Genomic DNA, 19,792 nt, shown 5'->3' with positions numbered 1-19,792 from the left:
GAGAACGGCGCAATCGACAATATAGCTTTTAGCGTAAGCTATGACACACTTGAACGCATACGCGTTGAACAGCAGAGGAAATAATGAGCGCTGATAACCCCTTTTTCCAGACAAGTACGCTGCCTTATGAGGCGCCCCGTTTTGATGACATAGAACTGCGGCATTATCGACCGGCCTTTGATAAGGCTATCCGCCTAAAACGAGAAGAGCTTGCCGTCATTATCAGTGATGTACGGCCGCCGGATTTCGAGAATACCTGCCTTGCGCTGGAACTTAGTGGACGCATGCTCTCTCGCGTAAGCGCAGTGTTTTATGCTATGTCGGCCGCGCATACAAACGATACTATTCAAGGGCTGGAGGAGGGCATTTCCGCTGAGCTGGCCGCGCTGAATGATGATATTTATCTTAATGATGTGCTGTATGCGCGTCTGCACAGCGTATGGCTACAGCGCGATTACCTGATGATAGATGAGGAATCATTACGTCTGCTGGATATTTATCACCAGCGCTTTGTGTTAGCAGGTGCCGGGTTAAGTACAGAAAATAAAGAAGCGCTGAGGGCGCTTAATACTACGGCAGCGCGTCTGATGAGCCGCTTTAATCGTAGCCTTTTGGTGGCGATGAAAACAGGAGGCATTGCGGTTAATGAGCCTGCAAGTCTTGAGGGGCTTAGTGATATCAGCCGGGCTGCAGCGGCGCAGGCAGCCCGAGATAAAGGCGAGACAGGCTGGTATTTAACCCTAATGAATACCACGCAGCAGCCCGCATTGCAGGAATTAAGCCATCGTCCAACCCGTGAGCGACTGTTTTACGCCAGTTTGCAGCGCTGTGAGCGGGCAGATAGTCATGATACGCGCGATATTGTGCTGCAATTGGCACATATCAGAGCACGGCAGGCCGCATTACTGGGATATGACTGTTACGCAAGCTGGAGCATCGCCGATCAAATGGCAAAAACGCGTCAGGCCGCACTGGATTTCATGCGAGGAATTGTTCCGGCGGCTACGGCGCGTTTCAACGCCGAGCTGGCTGAGATTCAGGATGCTATCCGTCTTGATGGCTTTAACTTTCAGGCATCAGGTTGGGACTGGCTGTATTACTCGGAGCGGGTACGTCAGCGTCGCTATGCGCTGGATGAAGCTCAAATCCGGCCCTATTTTGAATTAAATCGCGTTTTGACTGATGGTGTATTTTACTGCGCTGAAGAGTTATACGGCGTGAGCTTTGTTGAGCGATTTGATTTACCGGTTTATCAGGAAGATGTGCGCGTCTGGGAGGTTTTCGACGAGAACGGATGCGGTATAGCGTTATTTTATGGTGACTTTTTTGCCCGTGACAGCAAAAGCGGGGGCGCCTGGATGGGGAACTTTATCGAGCAGTCAACGCTCTTTCAGCAGCGCCCTGTGATATATAATGTGTGCAATTTTGCACCTGTGCCAAAAGGAAAACCAGCGCTATTATCATGGGATGATACTGTCACGCTATTTCATGAGTTTGGGCATGCGCTACACGGTATATTTGCTCGCCAGCGTTATGCATCGCTCTCCGGCACCAATACACCGCGCGATTTCGTCGAATTTCCTTCACAAATTAATGAATATTGGGCCAGTTATCCGGAGGTATTTACCCATTACGCGCGTCATTATCAGGATGGTTCAGCTATGCCTCAAGCGCTGCGTGAGAAGCTATTTGACGCCGCTTTATTTAATAAAGGCTATGACATGACGGAGCTTCTGGCGGCAGCGATACTGGATATGCGTTGGCACAGTCTGTCAGCCGGTGATGTTATCAATGACGTAAATACCTTCGAAAACGCAGTTCTCTCTGAAGAAGCATTAGCGATAAAAGCCGTGCCTCCACGCTATCGCAGCAGTTATTTTTCCCATATTTGGGGCGGCGGCTACGCTGCCGGATATTATGCCTATTTATGGACTCAAATGCTGGCTGACGATGGATTTAAATGGTTTGAAGAGCAGGGAGGGTTAACCCGAGATAACGGCCGACGTTTTCAGGAGGCGATACTTTCCAAAGGTAACAGCGCTGAGCTTTCAGAGGCTTACAGAAAATGGCGCGGACGCGCGCCGGATATTACGGCAATGCTGCGCAGGCGCGGGTTAGACCAGTAAGTGTCGGATTTAAAATTATCAGGCGAGCCAGATATCATTATTGTCTGGCTCGTTCATAATTTGGACTCAACGGCCACGATATTTATCGGGTTTAAAAGATTAACTTAAGGGCAATACATAAGATGATATTCCATCGCAAATGAAAGTTTAAAAATCACGCTTATATATCTAAGGTTTATTAGCCATTAAAATAAGAAATCTCAATTTAGTATTATAGTAGGTACAATTATTTACTAATAGGTGGCGCTATTACGGCGCCTTGTTCCAAAGATTATTCCCCTACCATCCGGTCAAATTGTTTGTCTTCTGGTAATCCGATGCTTTGCTGTAAGGCGCTATTTTCATCTAAATAATAAATTGCTGGCGTAGCCTTTCCGCCCAGCTCATCCATAAGTTGTTGGTGATATTGTAATTGATGATAGATTTTTGCCGGTGTGACCTCGGGGAACGGTGGCCGTTTTTTTCCATTACTACGTTCGAAATCTCGCCACGCGCTAACGGGGTCGACTGCATTGAGTATCGCAGCCGCGTAGCGGCCACTTTTCGGGCGGATCACGCCAACCAGTATCGTTCTCAGGCGCACCTTTCCAGTATTTACCCAGGGCTGAACCTTTAGCCAGAATTGATGGCAATATGGGCAAAATGGATCTGCAAACACAACCAGCGTGCGCGGGGCATCAGGCTTACCTTCCTCTATTGCCGGAGTTTGTTGTAGCCGTTGCCACATCCTGCGACCTTCTGGAATATACAATTCCTTCTCAAATAAATTCTCGCTTAGATTTTTCCCTTCTTCATCATACATATAGCCTGAAATGGCGTGCTTGCCATCAGGGGTAAGATAGATAGTGACGCCCATCCCCTGATATCGTCCCAACCAGCCTTTCATTCCGCCGGGCGCAGTAAAAGGCTTGAGAATTTCAATTCCTTGTTCCTGAATACGCTTTATTGGAGCAGGCAGCGCAGTTTCGGCAAATGCAGGAAAAGCCAGCCACGTGCAGCATAGGGCGACGGTAAGGTTTGTTGTATGCACAGCCATGCGCATTTTATTTTCCTCCAGACTGTTGACGGCTACTTTTTTTGCTACGGAAGAGTATGACGTGCAATGTATAAATTATCATGGGGTCCGTCTGGAAAACGGAAAATATCTGACGCTAAGCCTGTTTTTTGAGCTGATATGACGGGCAGCTATAGCTATGAGCGAAGCTCGGCTGTTTGGTCTTCAAATCATTTGCCTTCTTTTACTGAAAAATAGCACTCATCCACTTTCCTGCGAGGGGCGGGGGAGATGTTAAGATGTGTCTCCCTGAATCTCCCGTTGCGGGGATTTGTTCATTTTTTGAGGAGAAAATATGCATACCGTGGGCGTATTCTGTGGTTCTTCTGAAGGCTGTACACCAGCGTACATGGAGGCTGCTCGCCATGTTGGTAGATGTTTAGCTGAACAGAATATAAATATCGTTTATGGTGGCGGGCGCGTTGGTTTAATGGGGGCGATAGCCGACTCAGCTCTCGCATATGGTGGTCATGTAACGGGTGTTATTCCAAAATCCTTGTTGGAACGTGAAATTGCCCACACCGGGTTGTCCGAGCTGCAGGTGGTGGATAATATGCACCAGAGAAAATCTGTGATGGCAGAATTAGCATCCTGTTTTATCGCATTACCCGGTGGTGCAGGAACCGCTGAAGAGATATTTGAACAGTGGACCTGGGGCCAATTAGGAATACATGATAAACCCTGTGCGTTTCTGAACGTTAATCACTTTTACAATCCTCTAAGAGTGATGGTACATCAGATGGTAAGTGAAGGTTTTATGAAACAGGATTATGCCGATATGCTTCTTTTTTCTGAGAGTTTGCACGATATTATCGAGTTTTTTAAAACCTATATACCACCTGTTTCAAAATGGACAACGTGGAACGGAAATCGCCATGCTTGAGCAAAAAACGATTCATATTGCTGCTGCGGTCATGATGGATGACAAAGGGCGATTGCTTCTGGTCAGGAAGAGGGGCACCGTGTATTTTATGCAACCCGGCGGGAAAATTGAGCCAGGAGAAGATGCTCGCTCAGCACTGATTCGGGAACTCAGGGAAGAGCTTAATCTTGAACTATCACAAGAAGAGCTTACCCCGCTTGGCGAATTCACAGATAGCGCTGCTAACGAACCCGGATATCTGCTTCATGCCTGCATGTTCAGCATGGAAAGGCGCATTCAGGATGTGAAGCCTGCTGCTGAAATTGAGGAAATTCTCTGGCTATCTCCTTCCAATATCTCATCCAATCAGCTGGCACCGCTAACATTAAACAAAATTGTCCCACACGTATGGCCATCGATACCGTAGGCAATCTGTTGCCCGGTTTTATATAGCCACCGCTACCATCATTTAGAAGGTGGCTATGATGATAAGAGTCCCTTACCAATGACCCCTACCTTCCGCTATTGGCACATAGCAGACCGTCCGGCTGGGAACTCAGGGTCATTGCTGTCCTGCCTTTACTGCCTGCCTGATGGTATTAAATTCCCGCGCGATGGCGTTGATACCGATCCCGGCGTTAATCCGTGCAATCACCGTAGTTTTCTGTTGTTCATTCAGTACTGAAGGGCGTTCTTCTGGCGCGAATGTGTTTTTTGAGTGAACATAACCTCGCGCTTATTAATAAACACCGCAGTCTCGAAAACCGTTAAGTCTTTGTTGTTTTCTGCTATTTACGAGGGCCAGGGTTTCCTCCCGACAAGAATGCGTCCCCTCACGATGGGGGTGTTTCCCGGCTTGCGGCTCATTTGAAACTTCAGCCTGATTTGTGGGCCGAGTATGCATCAAGAAAGGTTACCCGCTGGGGATATCTGGCTGAACTCTATCGCCACCTGAAATTATCCCTTTCAGCCAGGGCTGTAAAAAACCTGCATTCGCCATCTTTATCCCCGCGCCATGCGGACAGACAGCGTTTTTTTACTTGCCGAAGAAACGCTCTCCTGGCTACACAATAAATGTCATCGATGACATCGAGTGAACTCTGGCCGAAGCAACTACTACGCTGGCAGGCTGACCGCGCAGCTTGAACCGGAACATAGTCTCACGATCCATCACAGCGCCGATGTGTACAGGCGGGGCTGAATAAAGGTGAAGCCCGCAATGCCCTTGCGCGAGCGGCCTTTATGCACCGGCTGGGTGAAACCAGAGATCGTGGACTGGAGAATTAGAGCTATCGTGCCAGCGGACTAATGTTGCTATCTACGGCAATATCACTGTGGAATACGGTATATATAGAAAAAGCCATAGATTCCCTGAGACGAAGAGGGATCCCGATTAATGAGCAACTGATTTCTCATCTGTCGCCGCTGGGATGGAAAAATATTAACCTGAGCGGAGATTACATCTGGCGAACTAATCTTAAGCTGCGGCAGGGGAAATACCGCCCGTTACGCTCAGTGGATAGTGAGCTGCGCAAAAAACAGGCTTAGTGTAGGATATTTTCCGTTTCCAGGCGCCCCTTATCATGCAGAAACAGTAGCGACAGAGCTTTTATATCGATGGCTATAATAACGATACCGGTGGTCGTAAAGGAAATAATCTTATTGGATAAAATATTATTGATTGTCAGTCGCTATTTATTGAAATTGTATTGATATCTCAAAGGCAATTTCGGCTGTAATTTTCACGCTATCGCGGCGCGGGGAAAGTCACTTTATATCGTTAAATATGTGCGAATCGATTATGGTCAGAATGATAATTGCGCGTACCGCGTTACCTTTTAATAACAGCTTTTGGAGAAAAAACGCTCGTCAAGCGATATTTTTTTGTAAGCCTAATATTGGCCAGTTTATTTACATTTGTGCCTTTTCGCTTATCCCTTGTTATTTCGGGGCTCCAGCGTTGGACTGTGCGTTTTATTTAGCGAAAAACGCCCGACATTTAGAGAGAATTTTCGGCTGAATTTACACCAATTTAGCCTACGAAATGAGGGCTTTCGGTTGACGCGGCGTGAAAAATCAGGCTTTATGTAAATAATTGTGTGATCATAATCACGCATCCCGACAGTGAGAAATACCTATTTATCTGTCCAGGATGAGGTGAACAAAAGCGTATAGCAGACGGATTGGTATTTTAAAATCTGCTACGCTTAGGCAGGAGAAGTAAGCGTTCGATCCCTCCAGCGTTAAGCGGGTGGAGAATAAAAAAGGTAGGAATCGCATCTTTCGTTGCTGGTATCACATTAGGCTACGTACGATTCCGCTTTTGACAGGATCACTCGGATGAGTGCGACAACAGAGGATGAACATGAAGTTAAGAAGGAAAAAGGTTAAACCCATCACCCTGAGTGATGTAACCATCATTGATGATGCAAAATTACGTAAAGCTATAACCGGCGCGTCGCTGGGTAACGCCATGGAGTGGTTTGATTTCGGCGTTTATGGCTTTGTTGCCTATGCATTGGGTAAAGTATTTTTCCCCGGAGCCGATCCCGGTGTGCAAATGATAGCGGCACTGGCGACATTTTCAGTACCGTTTCTCATACGCCCATTAGGCGGCCTGTTTTTTGGCATGCTCGGCGATAAGTATGGGCGCCAACGAATTTTAGTTGTCACTATTATTATTATGTCGATCAGTACATTTTGTATTGGTCTGATCCCATCATTTGCCAGTATAGGTATTTGGGCACCCGTATTACTTTTGCTGTGTAAAATGGCGCAAGGGTTCTCCGTGGGCGGGGAATATACGGGGGCATCTATCTTCGTTGCTGAATTCTCCCCGGATCGGAAACGTGGATTCATGGGAAGCTGGCTCGACTTTGGCTCTATTGCTGGTTTTGTATTTGGTGCCGGCGTCGTCGTCTTAATCTCAACCATTGTTGGTGAAGAAAACTTTATGGCATGGGGCTGGCGCCTGCCTTTCTTCCTCGCATTACCGTTGGGTATTATTGGTCTTTATTTACGTCGTGCGCTGGAAGAGACCCCTGCATTTCAACAACACGTTGATAAGCTGGAGCAGGGCGATCGTGAAGGTTTGCAGGATGGTCCTAAGGTTTCGTTTAAAGATATTGCCACTAAACACTGGCGTAGCTTGCTGACCTGTATTGGCCTGGTTATCACAACTAACGTCACCTACTATATTCTGCTGACATATATGCCGAGTTATTTATCCCATAACCTGCATTATTCAGAAGATCACGGCGTGCTTATTATTATCGCCATTATGATAGGGATGCTATTTGTTCAGCCGGTAATGGGACTATTAAGCGATCGCTTTGGCCGTCGTCCGTTTGTGATTTGCGGTAGCACTGCGTTAATTTTACTTGCTGTACCAGCGTTTATGCTAATCAACAGCGGTGTAACTGGGTTAATTTTTGCTGGATTACTCATGCTGGCAGTAATTTTAAACTCTTTTACAGGCGTGATGGCATCGTCTTTGCCAGCAATGTTCCCAACTCATATTCGCTATAGCGCACTGGCTAGCGCGTTTAATATCTCTGTACTCGTTGCCGGTTTAACGCCGACTATCGCCGCATGGCTGGTAGAATCCACGGAAAACCTGATGATGCCTGGTTATTACCTTATGGTGATGGGCGTGATTGGATTAATCACGGGTATTTGCATGAAAGAAACCGCGAATAAGCCATTGAAGGGCGCAACGCCTGCGGCCTCTGATATTAATGAAGCGCGTGAAATTTTGCGCGAACATCATGATAATATCGAGCATAAAATCGATGACCTTGATCGCGAAATCGCCGAGCTGGAAGAAAAACGTACGCTTCTGGTTCAGCAACATCCGCGTATTAATGAATAACGACTAGCGTTCTCAAGCGCCCCCGCTAACCAGCAGGGGCGCTAAATTTTTTTTAACATACCCGATATCCGACAAATTTTCCTACAATCACACCATCATAAAAACGCCCCTTCGAAACAACGCTCAAAAATGTGATGAATAGATGTTCAGGAATATTTTGATAGCGCCAGGTTTCCCCATTTTTAATGAAGACAATTTCCAGCTCTCGGGAGCGTCTGTCATAACCTATCGCCGCAATGCGGGAAGAGGCTACACGATGTCTTTTTATCGTGCTCATATCGACCTCAATGTGAAAATAAATTAAGTGTAGTGTGAGTAGGATGACAACATGTAATGTAACCCCCCTAAATTAACGCTCCGTCCTGGTAAACTATCTGAAGATGCTAAAGATGAAGAGCGCCAGCACGAGCGCTGTACTCAGGAATCATTGATGAAGGACTATTTCATTATTGCGATGCTTACTTTAGCTACCGGCTGGCGCTGGAGCCTGCCGATATGCGGGCTACTGTGCGTTTGGTGTATCCGACGCAGAAAGATTATTGCGAGCTGTATGTCGACGGTCCTTTTTGTCTGGACAGCAATCGTCGCCTGGGAAGTTGAGAAATACCTGTGAATGCCCCAGGACGCGGGATTCTCTGGCGCGGGCCTGGACGGTGATTAATGCAACCCCAAGCGAATGAGCTCGACGGGCAGATAGTTACCTTTAACGCTCCCAACCTCAATGGAGGCCGCGCGCCTTACTGGTTCTGCCGTCAGTCCTTCTGCGTGGATAGCAGTATTAACGCCAGTCTTTTCGCTGCCGTTAATTAATACACGGCTTCCAATGGTGATGGGGTTACGATTTCGGTCATAAGTCATCATTACATTTCCCCTTAGAATAATGAAACCATCGAGGATATGTTGAATATTTTGCCTCACTCACTATCGTATATTTTGGCCTTCATCTAACAATAAAACCGGCTGCGGCAAAGATAATCTGGGGTATAACTACCTTCGAAAAATCGTATCGGTGATACACTCAATTTGCTGGAACAACGCGCTGGCTTCAGGAGCGATAGACGCATGATAAAAATGGTGCTTGTGACGGCCCGGGACAGGGCTCGCCTTACGGAAATTACGGGCGTATTGGTGCGTTATGGTCTACAGGATATTGCGCATCTGTTTGGTCTGAGTTCGTTCGTCAATCGTCTTCGCGGGCATAATCAAGAGAGTAGACAGCGCAGCACGCCCGTGCGTCTACGTCAGGCGCTGGAAACCCTGGGGCCGACCTTTATCAAGCTAGGGCAAATTTTAGCGACGCGCACTGATTTACTCGATCCGGCATGGACAGAAGAGCTGGAGAAACTACACAGTCAAGCTGCTGTGTTACCCTGGGAGGAAATGGCTGGGCAGGTAAAACACTACCTGAAAGATGCCCCTGAGAATATTTTTGCCAGCTTTGATAGTACTCCTCTCGCGGCCGCTTCAATGGCGCAAGTCTACCGCGCCCGTTTACATAGCGGTGAAGACGTGATCGTTAAAGTTCTGCGGCCCGGAATGCAAAAAACGATACGCGCCGATTTGCGTCTCCTGACTTATATTGCCGGCGCACTGGAAGCACAAAGTGCAAACCTGGCACGCTATCATCCTCGTCAGATAATCCAGTTTTTAGCCACCGCGTTGAACCACGAGCTTGATTTGACTCAGGAAGCCAGCAATTGTGAGCGCATCGCGCAGAACTTTGCTTCTTCTCCACGAGTCATAATTCCTCGTATATACCAGCAGTGGACTTCTACCGGGTTGCTGGTTCAGTCTTATTTGCCCGGATACAGTCCAGATGAGATTGCCTGCGAACCCGAATTGAATGGTGCGATATTGGCACGCGAGGGAGCTCGTGCCTTTATGCAAATGGTGCTGCAGCATCGCTTATACCATGCCGACCCACATCCCGGGAATGTGATGGCGCTTACCGGAAACCAAATTGGTTTTATTGATTTTGGCATGGTTGGACGCGTGAGTATGCGGCGACGCGATCAATTACTGGAGCTCCTTGATGCAATTGCCCGGCGTGACAGCGAAGGAATCATTAATGTACTAATTGAATGGGCTGATGCGGGGGAGTTGGGCATATATCATTACGAGATGGCTGCGCAAAACTTTCTTGATAAGCAGGGGGAGGCTCCGATTAAACTCGGGAAGGCGTTAACGGATTTGTTGGCCATGGTGCGAGAATTTCAGTTAACGCTGCCCTCTGATTTAGCGCTGCTATTTAAAGCATTAATAACTGCAGACGGCGTTCTACATCGTCTCGATCTCCATTTTGATATCGTGGCTACGCTGCGGCCAGTGCTGAAAAGTATGATCGGGCAGCGCTATAAGCCGCAAAATATACAGCGACAGTGGCAGCGCATCAGTGTACAAACGCTTAACGCGGGTACAGCACTTCCGCAAACGCTGCGATTATTTCTTCACCGTCTGCGCAGTGGAAAAATGCACGGCGAATTGCATATTACGAATATTGATAAACTTAGCCGCGCGATGGAGCGCGCAGCGGTAACGCTGGCGATCGCTATTGTGACCGCTGCATTTGCTATAGGTATTACGCCCTGGCTGATGCAAATAGGGTGGCGCATTTTAGGAATCCCTGTATTTCCCTCGCTGGGGCTGGCTATCTGCGCGCTTGGCATTGCCCTGTTGGTGATACGATTACGACGTTGAGTAGGGTTCTCGGGAACGATAGCGCTAACGTTTAACTCTGGTTAATATTGATACTGCTAGAGTGTGCGGGTAATCATCGGTAACGTTACGATGGTTATCCCCCAATAATAAATACCTCTCGTTTAAATGATGAGGCATCCATGCAGGTTTATACCGTCAGCGAAGCTGGCGGTTTTTTTTATACTTGTATAGTTACAACATACTTAATGTTGTATCATAAAACACCACAATCACACCATCGCCAAAACACTCAGCCACCTACACTAAAAAGACAGGCTATGAAACGAATAGAGAGAGGCTGAAAACAGTATTAATGAATCAGCCATATGGCATTAATTCTGCGTTACTGCAGCCCTGCTTTTGGATAATTTAATATTACGTGAGGCCAGCGTGATAAAAATACCTAATCCTAAAGGTAGGATCAGTAACATAGAATAAAAGGAGATTGCATAGCCATAGACATAAGATTCCAGACTAACAGCAATCACAGGAAATATAAGGAAAACTAATGAGGCCTGAAAAGCGCTGGCTTGCTGCTGGAGAAAGAAATAGCAAAGAATACCGAACACTCCGGCAAATGCACCTAAATACGCTGCGGATAACCATGATTGTAGAGAAAAAGTAGTTAATTGTGGTGTTTCAATGCACCATCCTGCCATAGTAAGAATGATTCCTGCGCACAGGCAGGGCAGTGCATTAAAAGTAATAACAGATACAGAACAGCTTCTTTTCTTACATAGCGTATAAATAATCGCATGTATGGCTACTGCTGCGACTAAAGCGATAACACCTTGCCAGTGGGTCCCATTTTGCGCAGATGATTCATTGAGTAAGATCCCTGCCAGCGCAGCGAGAGCTATGGTTAATCCTATAATTTGATAAATATTCGTCTTTTCTTTTAGAAAAAAAATAGACGCGATAAGAACAGCTACTGGCATATTTGCAAAAATAATGGCTGCCAGCCCAGAGCTGACAAATTTCTCACCGTAAATCATTAAAGTAAAAGGAATGGAGAAGTAAAATAGACAAATAAATATTTGGAAAGTCCTTTGCCCACTAGGGAAAAGTAAAGGCGTATTAGTGATTCGTGCGATAATAACCAATAGTGGCGCAGCAAAAATAAACCTAATACCGGTGGCAAAAATAGGCGGGATTGTCTCCACGGTGAGACGCATTGCCAGCCAGGTTGTCCCCCAGGTCAATGAAACTATAATAAATAATATTAGTATCGTGAATCGCCGCATAATTCCCCCCTTAAAAAAGACTAATATAACTTTTTCCGGTGAGAAAATTATCGCTTTGCATGGCCGTAAGCCTGCAATGGTTGGAAATTATTACTATAAATATCAATTTTTATAGAAAAAAATTCTATTGTTAGCCTTGCAAAAGAAGAATACCCCCTTTGCTGGAAGACACTTCGCCGGATACTTTTTCTACACTGCGTGATCGCAGCAATATCTAATATTTTGTCAGATACAGAAAACCAATAATTTTATTAAAATCTCAGGTCGTCTTTTAAAGAAGAAATACTGCCCTTACGCGCATCCCGTCAGGGCATCTTAGTATTGCGGCTTAAATACTTTCCCAATAACGCAGGCGATGAAAACATTAACTGCCATAGTTATCATAACGATTTATAGGATGTAGATACTTCGCTTCGCCATGTATATTTGTCACACGAAATTTATGAGGCGGAACCGAGAAATAGTTTTTAAAAGTTCGGGTTAGGGTTTGCTGAGACTCAAATCCATAGCGCTCAGCCAAATAAAGAATAGGCTCATTACTCTCTTTTAACTTTTGGGCTATTTCCGTTAATTTACGCTGACGAATATATTGCCCTAATGAGTGACCAGTTTCTTTCTTAAACATCCTCTGCAAATGCCATTTAGAATATCCTGAACGCTCAGAAACCGTATCCAGCGAAAGCGGGGATTCAAGATTATCTTCAATCCAGTCCAGTATACTATGGATAGTTACTGCATCATTATTACGTCTGGACATCATCTCACCTCATTTTCATTCTATTTTACGGTAGAACCTTCTTGAGCAGGCCTTCAAGCTGGGCAACTTCCACCGCCGTTAAATTCTTTGTTAATTCACGATGTAAGTCTTGCCCAATAAGTTCATGGCAACGCTTACATAGATCCGCGCCCTCAGGCGTCAGCATTATGAGAAATCCCCGGCCATCCAGAGGATTTGGCTGACGGGTTATCCAGCCTTTACAGTGAAGTCTTTCGAACATCCTGGTTAGCGCACCCGGATCGACTGATAAGCGTTTCCTTAACTCCGCCGGAGTAATCCCATTTTCACAGCGAATTGCGCTCAATACTTTAAATTGGGGAGGCGTAACATCAAGCGGGGAAAGATAGTCATTTAATAAGCGATCTTTAAACTGATTCACCATAAAAATCAGGCGCCCCAGGGGGATTAGTTGATTGAACAAATCGCTTGAATCGCTATGCATTTCTTATTGCCCAGGCAATCATATTAATTTCGCCTGATACTATTTCACAAGAAAGTATATGTCAATCTTACTTGAAATGTGATGACACAAGATGCCAAAACCACATCTTGTCATACATTTATCGCGCTAATAATAAGTATAATTATATGGTTTTCATCTAATATATATTCACATAACAGTCGTTTATGCCACAAAACCAACCGTGTTGCGCCTATTTCTTAAAATATTCAAATGGCGAATACCTTATGGATAAGCTGACGGTAAAAAGCCGCGTTCTTAGTTAATAAAGGGCAGAAATAACGCTGGATGATGTTCCAGTTTCAGAAAGGCTGGCTTATTAAACAGATTCCGCCGTTTCTGCCATACTTTTTATTAAAGTCCGTTGCCCGTTGAACTGACAACAAAACCGAACGATCTAAAGTAATATCATCGGCAAGCGCGGCAAAAACTGTGCATGCCCATTTCTATTAGGCTTTGAGACTTTATGGGCTGATAGGTACAGGCAACTATATTTCTGAGCGGCCAGGCGATGGTCACCCTCTCTCAGCCGGGCAGACCGGCTGGCACATCCGCTCACGATGGCTATCCGGGGTAAGAGATAGCGCCTGAGTTTGACCAGATTCTCAAACCCAGGCACAGAGTGAGGTGTGAGGAAGGTTATACGCCTGACTTTGGTCGGGGTTGGAATTCTTGCCCTAACGTCGGCCAGCGCCGGAACATAGCAATCGACAGAATAAGGGCAACTGCAGCTGGTATGGCGCCCCAGTAGCCAATATCCGCCATCGACAGATGCAGGCTTATCTGGTTGCCTAATAGTGCGCCAGCGCCGATACCAATATTAAATATTCCTGAAAAAAGTGACATGGCCAAATCCGTTGCATCAGAGGCCAATATTAATACCTTTACCTGCAATCCGAGTGTGATAATCATGGTACACATTCCCCAGAATACACTAAGCGCAACGAGATAATCACTGCCACCGCTGGCTGCGGGATAGAGCATTAATAAACTGAGCGTTAGCAATCCAATTGCGGCACTGACGAGGAGAGAAGCATGCTGGTTACCCAGCCGGCTAAAGATAAAGCTGCCGATAATTCCCGCACCTCCTAGCACCAGCAGTAATAAAGTAGCGAATTCAGCGCTTAAGCGGGCAATCTGGAGAATAAAAGGTTCGATATAGCTGTAGGCGGTATAATGTGCCGTTACAGCAGTGGCTAATAAGATATAAACGCTTAACAAAGCGGGCCGGCGCGCAAGTATCGGTAAGCTCTTTAAAGAACCAGAGTGCTCGCTGGGTAAGCGCGGCAAAAGCTTTATTAGAGAAAGCATGGTGAAAAGGGCGGCGATGCCGATAACCAAAAACGTAGTTCGCCAGCCAAAGTATTGGCCTATGGTGCGCCCAAGCGGCAAACCCAATACCATCGCCAGCGAAGTGCCTGTAGCAATTAAACTCATCGCCTGTGCACGTTTTCCGGCGGGTGCCATACGCACTGCCAGTGACACCGTAATCGACCAGAAAATGGCATGCGCGAAAGCAACGCCCGTGCGGCTAATCACCAGAATAGTAAAATTCCAGGCAACAAAAGAAAGAAGATGGCTAACGATAAATACCGCGAACAGCGCCAGCAATAATTTACGACGCTCAATACGTGCAGTCATCAGCATAAAAGGGAGCGATGCCAACGCCACAACCCAGGCATAAATTGTGATCATTATGCCGGTTTTTGCCGTTTGCATACCGAAACTTGCTGCAATATCAGACAGCAACCCTACAGGAATAAATTCCGTAGTATTAAAGATAAAAGCGGCGATGGATAACATCACCACACGCAGCCACGCAACTTTGCGCGAAACAGGATTTATCGTCATTAAAGGTGCTACGCCACGGCAATTGGAGAAGAAGTTGCCGGGATCTTAAGGCCAGGCACGCGCCTAGTACAATTGTTTAGTACAAAAAATCTTTTTTTTCCTTATAAATGGGAATGATTCCATATACCTAATCATGGGTGATTTAAATATTTTCTTTTAATTCAATATATTGAGAGTAGAATATTTAAAACAAACCTCTATAAATTCTTACTTTATGTGCAATTGATACTTAAATTAACCAGGAGGTACTATGACGGGCAGGCAGTAGAATGTAACTATTAAGATTATTAAATACCAGGTTACAACGTCACACATATGCTGGCCTGGCCAACATATAACTGAGCACTCAGCGCAACTCTTAGACAGGAATATTTTATTCTGGCGTGAAGTTTATCGGCAATATGCTTATGAAACTGTCAAGCTGCGGAGTTTTTTCACCACGACGCCAAACCAGCCAGGTTGTTAGATTCTGCCAGGGCGCTCCCAGAGGCCAACAGGACACCTGCTGGCAACCCGGCATACTTTCGAGCATGCTCCGCGGCATCATAGCCAGCCCGGCACCTGCAATCACGCAGGCTAACATCCCATGATAAGATTCCATCTCATGAATATGACCCGGAACAGCATCATTGGCCTGAAACCAACGTTCAAAATGCCGCCGGTAAGAGCAGTTGGCCCGAAAAGCATAAAGATTTTCACCATTCACATTTTGAGCGTTCAGAATTGGTGGGTGGCTTTTCGCTGCGATAACAACCATTTCTTCGTCAAAAACCGGGATACCTTCCAGCGCAGGATGCAGCAGCGGGCCATCGACAAAGGCCGCGCTAAGCGCGCCATCAAGCACACCGTCAAACATTTCTCCGGAAGGGCCGGTGCAAAGATCGAGTTGAATCCCCGAATAGCGCTGATTAAATTCAGCAAGGATAGTCGGAATCCTCACGGCGGCGGTACTTTCCAGCGCACCCAGTATCAACTTTCCCATATTCGCTTCGCCGCTGATGGCCGCGCGTGCATGCTCAACCAGCGCAATAATTTGTCGGCTATAGAGTAGAAAATTATGGCCTGCGGGCGATAAACGTAATCGCTGCTTTTCACGAATAAAGAGCGCTACGCCTAAATCTGTTTCCAGTTGGCGCAGCCGGGTCGTGAGATTGGAGGGAACCCGGTGAATCTTCTGCGCCGCCGCACTAATACTACCGGCGTCCGCGACGGCGTTAAATATTTCCAGTTGCACCAGATCCATGTTTTCTCACTTCATGAAAAACTTTTTTCCAATTATTCACTTTTCATACTAAATGGGCAAGAGTACTGTCGGTTCAAATCACTCCAGCTGAGAAGAAAATGAATCCATCTCCTAAAACCCATGCCATATCACGTAATCCTGCAACCGGCGAAGTGCTTAACGCTTATCCCTGGGCCAGCGCCGCGCACATCAATAATGTTCTCGCGCGTGCGCATCAAGGCTATCAGCACTGGCGAGGCGTCAACATAGAACGGCGAATGGAAAAACTGTATGCGATTGCGCATCTACTGGAAGCGCAGCAGGATATCCTGGCGCACTGCATTTGCCGCGAAATGGGGAAGCCTGTTCAACAAGCGCGGGCCGAAGTACAAAAATGTGTGCAGCTGTGCCGCTGGTATGCAAAGTTTGGACCGGCGATGCTGGAGCCACAACCAACGCAGGTTGAAAATCAGCGGGCATACGTGGCATTTCGGCCCCTCGGGACAATACTTGCCGTAATGCCATGGAATTTCCCGCTGTGGCAAGTGATGCGCGGCGCAGTCCCCATTCTGCTGGCCGGCAATGGATACTTATTAAAACCTGCGCCATCGGTCATGGGATGCGCTGAGTTAATCGCAGCAATCATGCATCAGGCCGGGGTGCCTGAAGGCGTATTTTCTATTGTTAACGCTGAACCGAAAGGCGTAAGCCAGATGATTAATGACCCTCGCATTGCTGCGGTCACGGTAACTGGCAGCGTCAAGGCCGGCGCGGCGATAGGCGCCCAGGCCAGTAACGCTTTGAAAAAATGCGTACTGGAGCTTGGCGGCAGCGATCCCTTTATCGTGCTCAATGATGCCAATTTGGACGAGGCCGTACAGGCCGCCATCGCCGGGCGCTTTCAAAACACCGGCCAGGTCTGCGCGGCAGCCAAGCGCTTCATTCTGGAACAGGGGATTGCCGATCGCTTTACGGAACAATTTGTCGCTGCGGTGCGCCACTTGCGCGTCGGCAATCCTGAAATTGAAGATAATGATATTGGCCCTCTCGCGCGCGAAGATTTACGTGATGAACTGCATCATCAGGTCCAGTCGACTCTGGCGCAGGGGGCTTTATTATTAACCGGCGGTGAAAAAATAACCGGAAACGGTTTCTATTATGCGCCGACGGTTCTTGGCAACGTCACGGCAACAATGACGGCATTTCGTGAAGAATTATTCGGGCCGGTCGCCGCGTTAAGCGTAGCGCGGGACGCGGAGCACGCGCTGGCGCTCGCCAATGACAGTGACTTCGGCCTATCCGCCACGCTCTTTTGCGCCAATGAAAAGCTGGCGCTATCTATGGCTGAGCGCCTTGAGTGCGGCGGGGTTTTTATTAACGGCTATAGCGCAAGCGATCCCCGCGTACCTTTTGGCGGGGTGAAAAAGAGCGGTTTTGGGCGCGAGCTTTCTCATTTCGGGCTGCATGAATTTTGTAATATACAGACGGTATGGATGGACCGGGGCAGACGCTCGTAGAGAAGCCGCGAGCTAGCGAGTATACTGCGATGCGAATTATCCGTGTGAGTGGAGTCAACGTGGCAGGGCAGTTAAACAATCAGTTGCTGGACGCAATACTGGAACAGGTCAGGCCGCTTATAGGCCGGGGGCAGGTAGCAAACTATATCCCGGCGCTGGCGTCAGTGCCTGCCGAAAAACTGGGAATTGCCGTCTGTACAGTCGACGGACAAACCTGGCAAGCTGGCGATGCACACGAGCGCTTTTCTATTCAGTCGATTTCAAAGGTACTGAGCCTGGTGCTGGCAATGACGCTTTACAATGAAGCGGAAATCTGGCGCCGGGTGGGTAAAGATCCCTCCGGGCAGCCCTTTAACTCACTGGTTCAGTTAGAGCTTGAGCACGGCAAACCGCGTAATCCATTTATTAACGCTGGCGCGCTGGTTGTCTGCGATATGCTGCAAAGCCGGCTAAGCGCACCGCGCCAGCGTATGCTTGAAGTGGTGCGCCGGTTAAGTCAGCAATCCGACATTAGTTATAATGCCAGCGTGGCACGCTCGGAGCTGGAGCATTCTGCGCGCAATGCCGCAATCGCGTGGTTAATGAAGTCATTCAGTAATTTTGACAATAATGTTAATGATGTCCTGCTTAACTATTTTCATTATTGCGCGCTTGAAATGAGCTGCGTGGAGCTGGCGCGAACCTTTTTATTCCTCGCCAATCAGGGGCGTGCGCCCGACGAGGGAGACATCGTGATAACCCAACAACAGACCAGGCAAATTAATGCCTTAATGGCAACAAGCGGGATGTATGAAAATTCGGGTGAGTTTGCCTGGCGCGTTGGGATGCCGGGGAAATCGGGCGTAGGGGGAGGGATAGTCGCTATTATTCCCCATGAAATGTCTATTGCCGTCTGGAGCCCGGAACTGGATGCAGCAGGAAATTCGCTAGCAGGTATCGCAGCGCTGGAGCGGCTTGCGGATAATATTGGGCGCTCAATTTTCTAAAGAAAGTTAGCGCTCAGTGAGAAAAACAGCAGCATACCTGTACCAGTAATGGCGGCGCCGATGGCACACATTATTGTACCAATAACAATAAATTCGCGAACTTGTCTGACATCCATGTCATTCTCCTTTTGCTCGTCACTTTAATATAGTCGTATTCAACACAGGCTCAATCGCCATTAAGAAGTCAAATCCGATGAAAAAGAAAGAGACTGATACCGACCTATTATTTACGCGACTTGCGAAATCACGATTTCGCTCTCGTTTTTGTCTGGGCCAGAAAGAGAGACAATACTGCATTGACAAAGGTCCGGAAGTGATTTCGCAGCACGCCATCGATTTTATTGCCCGGCGCCTGGCGCCGGCGCTGCCTGCGAATGATGGAAAGCAAACCCCAATGCGCGGCCATCCGGTATTTATCGCCCAGCATGCAACCGCCACCTGCTGCCGAGGATGCCTCGCTAAGTGGCACGGTATTGAACAGGCGAGGGCGTTAACACCCAATGAACAGGAATATATTCACGCGGTTATCTGGCGCTGGTTGTTGATGCAGATGAATGATTAAGGGCCGTAATTTTTATTTATAACATTCTTTAAATGATTAAGTGGAAATTAGAGAACATTTTTATTATTTTGAAAAGGCCGCGAGAAAATAGAGTTTGTATATGTGGATGTGGCATTGATTATAATTTCCTGACTTTACATCTATTTTCCCATTCAATAAAGGCCAGCGCGAGAGCTGCTCTGGATGTTTCTCTTTTACTAGAGCCTCATAACCGTTAAGCAGAGCCTGGAAATGCATTTGCAAGTCATTCATTATTATTTACCTTATGAGAGCAATAATTTACTACTTGTTTTCGATTTTTGTTGTCTCAGGAATGAGTCATCAAACGGTGTTTTTATGTTGCCATCGGATAGTAGCCAGTTGATGGCCAGTGTCAACGATTCACGCCAGATTTCGGCATACTTATCTTTGATGCGCATAATGTATATTATGTTAAATGCAGTGTATGCAATAATATCGCAGGTTCATGCTTTAGCCTTAAAGCCATGCTTCCTTTGAGTGCGCTACGTTTTCTTCTCACCTTCTCCCCCACTAAGTTATTTGGGGTTCTACGCCGGAACCG

At 47.1% G+C, this 19,792-nt stretch carries 17 protein-coding genes and 3 pseudogenes; 11 read left to right on the top strand and 9 right to left on the bottom strand.

Going from position 1 to position 19,792, the window contains the following annotated elements:
• Positions 1-83 precede the first annotated feature (83 nt).
• Complete coding sequence (gene dcp / locus SFA31_RS14775; protein ID WP_322838664.1) at positions 84-2,126, top strand: peptidyl-dipeptidase Dcp; 2,043 nt, start codon at positions 84-86, stop codon at positions 2,124-2,126.
• A gap of 271 nt (positions 2,127-2,397) precedes the next feature.
• Here the strand turns inward: dcp and dsbG are convergent, their stop codons facing one another.
• The gene (gene dsbG, locus SFA31_RS14770; protein ID WP_416208334.1) at positions 2,398-3,168 is read right to left on the bottom strand and encodes a thiol:disulfide interchange protein DsbG; all 771 of its coding nucleotides are present in this window, start codon (positions 3,166-3,168) and stop codon (positions 2,398-2,400) included.
• Between the two features lie 307 nt (positions 3,169-3,475).
• Between dsbG and SFA31_RS14765 the strand changes: the two genes are divergently transcribed.
• Positions 3,476-4,063: a TIGR00730 family Rossman fold protein gene (locus tag SFA31_RS14765; RefSeq protein WP_322838663.1), complete on the top strand. Its 588-nt coding sequence runs from the start codon at positions 3,476-3,478 to the stop codon at positions 4,061-4,063.
• Positions 4,056-4,469 (top strand): NUDIX domain-containing protein, encoded by a 414-nt coding sequence (locus SFA31_RS14760; protein ID WP_322838662.1) that lies wholly within the window; start codon positions 4,056-4,058, stop codon positions 4,467-4,469. The genes SFA31_RS14765 and SFA31_RS14760 overlap by 8 nt, the downstream gene beginning before the upstream one ends.
• Before the next feature lie 135 nt (positions 4,470-4,604).
• Here the strand turns inward: SFA31_RS14760 and SFA31_RS14755 are convergent.
• Positions 4,605-4,733 (bottom strand): annotated as a pseudogene (locus tag SFA31_RS14755) (helix-turn-helix domain-containing protein); the annotation flags it as partial.
• A gap of 98 nt (positions 4,734-4,831) precedes the next feature.
• Between SFA31_RS14755 and SFA31_RS14750 the strand changes: the two are divergent.
• From SFA31_RS14750 to proP, 3 genes and pseudogenes are all read left to right on the top strand, one after another.
• Positions 4,832-5,116: pseudogene (locus tag SFA31_RS14750) on the top strand (hypothetical protein); the annotation flags it as partial.
• A gap of 93 nt (positions 5,117-5,209) precedes the next feature.
• Positions 5,210-5,590, top strand: a pseudogene (locus SFA31_RS14745) (Tn3 family transposase); the annotation flags it as partial.
• An 817-nt stretch (positions 5,591-6,407) separates the two neighbouring features.
• The gene (gene proP / locus SFA31_RS14740; RefSeq protein ID WP_322838661.1) at positions 6,408-7,913 is read left to right on the top strand and encodes a glycine betaine/L-proline transporter ProP; all 1,506 of its coding nucleotides are present in this window, start codon (positions 6,408-6,410) and stop codon (positions 7,911-7,913) included.
• Positions 7,914-7,965: 52 nt separating this feature from the next.
• Here proP and SFA31_RS14735 read toward each other — a convergent pair whose 3' ends face one another.
• Positions 7,966-8,181 (bottom strand): KTSC domain-containing protein, encoded by a 216-nt coding sequence (locus SFA31_RS14735; protein WP_322839384.1) that lies wholly within the window; start codon positions 8,179-8,181, stop codon positions 7,966-7,968.
• Positions 8,182-8,343: 162 nt separating this feature from the next.
• Here SFA31_RS14735 and SFA31_RS14730 point away from each other — a divergent pair, with 162 nt between their 5' ends.
• Positions 8,344-8,526: a hypothetical protein gene (locus tag SFA31_RS14730; protein WP_322838660.1), complete on the top strand. Its 183-nt coding sequence runs from the start codon at positions 8,344-8,346 to the stop codon at positions 8,524-8,526.
• 44 nt (positions 8,527-8,570) lie between these two features.
• Here the strand turns inward: SFA31_RS14730 and ydfZ are convergent, their stop codons facing one another.
• Entirely contained in the window at positions 8,571-8,774 is a 204-nt protein-coding gene (gene ydfZ / locus SFA31_RS14725; protein ID WP_322838659.1) for a putative selenium delivery protein YdfZ, read from the bottom strand.
• Between the two features lie 201 nt (positions 8,775-8,975).
• On the opposite strand from ydfZ, the gene SFA31_RS14720 reads away from it, so the two are divergent.
• Positions 8,976-10,610 (top strand): ABC1 kinase family protein, encoded by a 1,635-nt coding sequence (locus tag SFA31_RS14720; protein WP_322838658.1) that lies wholly within the window; start codon positions 8,976-8,978, stop codon positions 10,608-10,610.
• A 332-nt stretch (positions 10,611-10,942) separates the two neighbouring features.
• On the opposite strand, the gene SFA31_RS14715 is transcribed toward SFA31_RS14720, so the two are convergent.
• The 5 genes from SFA31_RS14715 to ptrR form a co-directional block, all read right to left on the bottom strand.
• Complete coding sequence (locus tag SFA31_RS14715; RefSeq protein WP_322838657.1) at positions 10,943-11,854, bottom strand: DMT family transporter; 912 nt, start codon at positions 11,852-11,854, stop codon at positions 10,943-10,945.
• 364 nt (positions 11,855-12,218) lie between these two features.
• Complete coding sequence (gene marA / locus SFA31_RS14710) at positions 12,219-12,611, bottom strand: MDR efflux pump AcrAB transcriptional activator MarA (protein WP_322839383.1); 393 nt, start codon at positions 12,609-12,611, stop codon at positions 12,219-12,221.
• Between the two features lie 25 nt (positions 12,612-12,636).
• Positions 12,637-13,074, bottom strand: a complete 438-nt coding sequence (locus SFA31_RS14705) for a MarR family transcriptional regulator (protein ID WP_322838656.1) — start codon at positions 13,072-13,074, stop codon at positions 12,637-12,639.
• A 657-nt stretch (positions 13,075-13,731) separates the two neighbouring features.
• Positions 13,732-14,943, bottom strand: coding sequence for a sugar transporter (locus SFA31_RS14700; RefSeq protein ID WP_322838655.1), 1,212 nt, complete (start codon positions 14,941-14,943; stop codon positions 13,732-13,734).
• A gap of 373 nt (positions 14,944-15,316) precedes the next feature.
• On the bottom strand, positions 15,317-16,186 hold the full coding sequence (gene ptrR, locus SFA31_RS14695) for a putrescine utilization regulator PtrR (RefSeq protein WP_322838654.1): 870 nt from the start codon (positions 16,184-16,186) through the stop codon (positions 15,317-15,319).
• A gap of 98 nt (positions 16,187-16,284) precedes the next feature.
• On the opposite strand from ptrR, the gene SFA31_RS14690 reads away from it, so the two are divergent.
• The 3 genes from SFA31_RS14690 (at position 16,285) to SFA31_RS14680 (ending at position 19,230) form a co-directional block, all read left to right on the top strand.
• A complete protein-coding gene (locus SFA31_RS14690; RefSeq protein ID WP_322838653.1) occupies positions 16,285-17,682 on the top strand; it encodes an aldehyde dehydrogenase family protein in 1,398 nt (465 codons plus the stop codon).
• A gap of 29 nt (positions 17,683-17,711) precedes the next feature.
• Positions 17,712-18,668 carry a glutaminase B gene (glsB, locus tag SFA31_RS14685; protein ID WP_416208333.1) on the top strand — a complete coding sequence of 319 codons (957 nt, stop codon included), beginning with the start codon at positions 17,712-17,714 and terminating at the stop codon, positions 18,666-18,668.
• 193 nt (positions 18,669-18,861) lie between these two features.
• Positions 18,862-19,230 carry a DUF4186 domain-containing protein gene (locus SFA31_RS14680; protein ID WP_322838651.1) on the top strand — a complete coding sequence of 123 codons (369 nt, stop codon included), beginning with the start codon at positions 18,862-18,864 and terminating at the stop codon, positions 19,228-19,230.
• The last annotated feature ends 562 nt before the right edge of the window (positions 19,231-19,792 follow it).

It is taken from the genome of Erwinia sp. HR93 (assembly GCF_034555055.1).
Classification (GTDB): Bacteria; Pseudomonadota; Gammaproteobacteria; order Enterobacterales; family Enterobacteriaceae; genus Apirhabdus; species Apirhabdus apintestini.
The sequence above is the reverse complement of the archived record's forward strand: the minus strand, read 5'-3'. Positions and strand labels throughout refer to the sequence as shown.

Bases quoted from the DNA above. Each gene is read 5' to 3' on its own strand.
- dsbG (WP_416208334.1), bottom strand. From the start codon at position 3,168: ATGCGCATGGCTGTGCATACAACAAACCTTACCGTCGCCCTATGCTGC.
- SFA31_RS14730 (WP_322838660.1), top strand. From the start codon at position 8,344: ATGAAGGACTATTTCATTATTGCGATGCTTACTTTAGCTACCGGCTGG.
- proP (WP_322838661.1), top strand. From the start codon at position 6,408: ATGAAGTTAAGAAGGAAAAAGGTTAAACCCATCACCCTGAGTGATGTA.
- SFA31_RS14715 (WP_322838657.1), bottom strand. From the start codon at position 11,854: ATGCGGCGATTCACGATACTAATATTATTTATTATAGTTTCATTGACC.
- ydfZ (WP_322838659.1), bottom strand. From the start codon at position 8,774: ATGATGACTTATGACCGAAATCGTAACCCCATCACCATTGGAAGCCGT.
- SFA31_RS14700 (WP_322838655.1), bottom strand. From the start codon at position 14,943: ATGACGATAAATCCTGTTTCGCGCAAAGTTGCGTGGCTGCGTGTGGTG.
- SFA31_RS14680 (WP_322838651.1), top strand. From the start codon at position 18,862: ATGAAAAAGAAAGAGACTGATACCGACCTATTATTTACGCGACTTGCG.
- glsB (WP_416208333.1), top strand. From the start codon at position 17,712: ATGCGAATTATCCGTGTGAGTGGAGTCAACGTGGCAGGGCAGTTAAAC.
- ptrR (WP_322838654.1), bottom strand. From the start codon at position 16,186: ATGGATCTGGTGCAACTGGAAATATTTAACGCCGTCGCGGACGCCGGT.
- SFA31_RS14760 (WP_322838662.1), top strand. From the start codon at position 4,056: ATGCTTGAGCAAAAAACGATTCATATTGCTGCTGCGGTCATGATGGAT.
- marA (WP_322839383.1), bottom strand. From the start codon at position 12,611: ATGTCCAGACGTAATAATGATGCAGTAACTATCCATAGTATACTGGAC.
- dcp (WP_322838664.1), top strand. From the start codon at position 84: ATGAGCGCTGATAACCCCTTTTTCCAGACAAGTACGCTGCCTTATGAG.
- SFA31_RS14690 (WP_322838653.1), top strand. From the start codon at position 16,285: ATGAATCCATCTCCTAAAACCCATGCCATATCACGTAATCCTGCAACC.
- SFA31_RS14705 (WP_322838656.1), bottom strand. From the start codon at position 13,074: ATGCATAGCGATTCAAGCGATTTGTTCAATCAACTAATCCCCCTGGGG.
- SFA31_RS14765 (WP_322838663.1), top strand. From the start codon at position 3,476: ATGCATACCGTGGGCGTATTCTGTGGTTCTTCTGAAGGCTGTACACCA.
- SFA31_RS14720 (WP_322838658.1), top strand. From the start codon at position 8,976: ATGATAAAAATGGTGCTTGTGACGGCCCGGGACAGGGCTCGCCTTACG.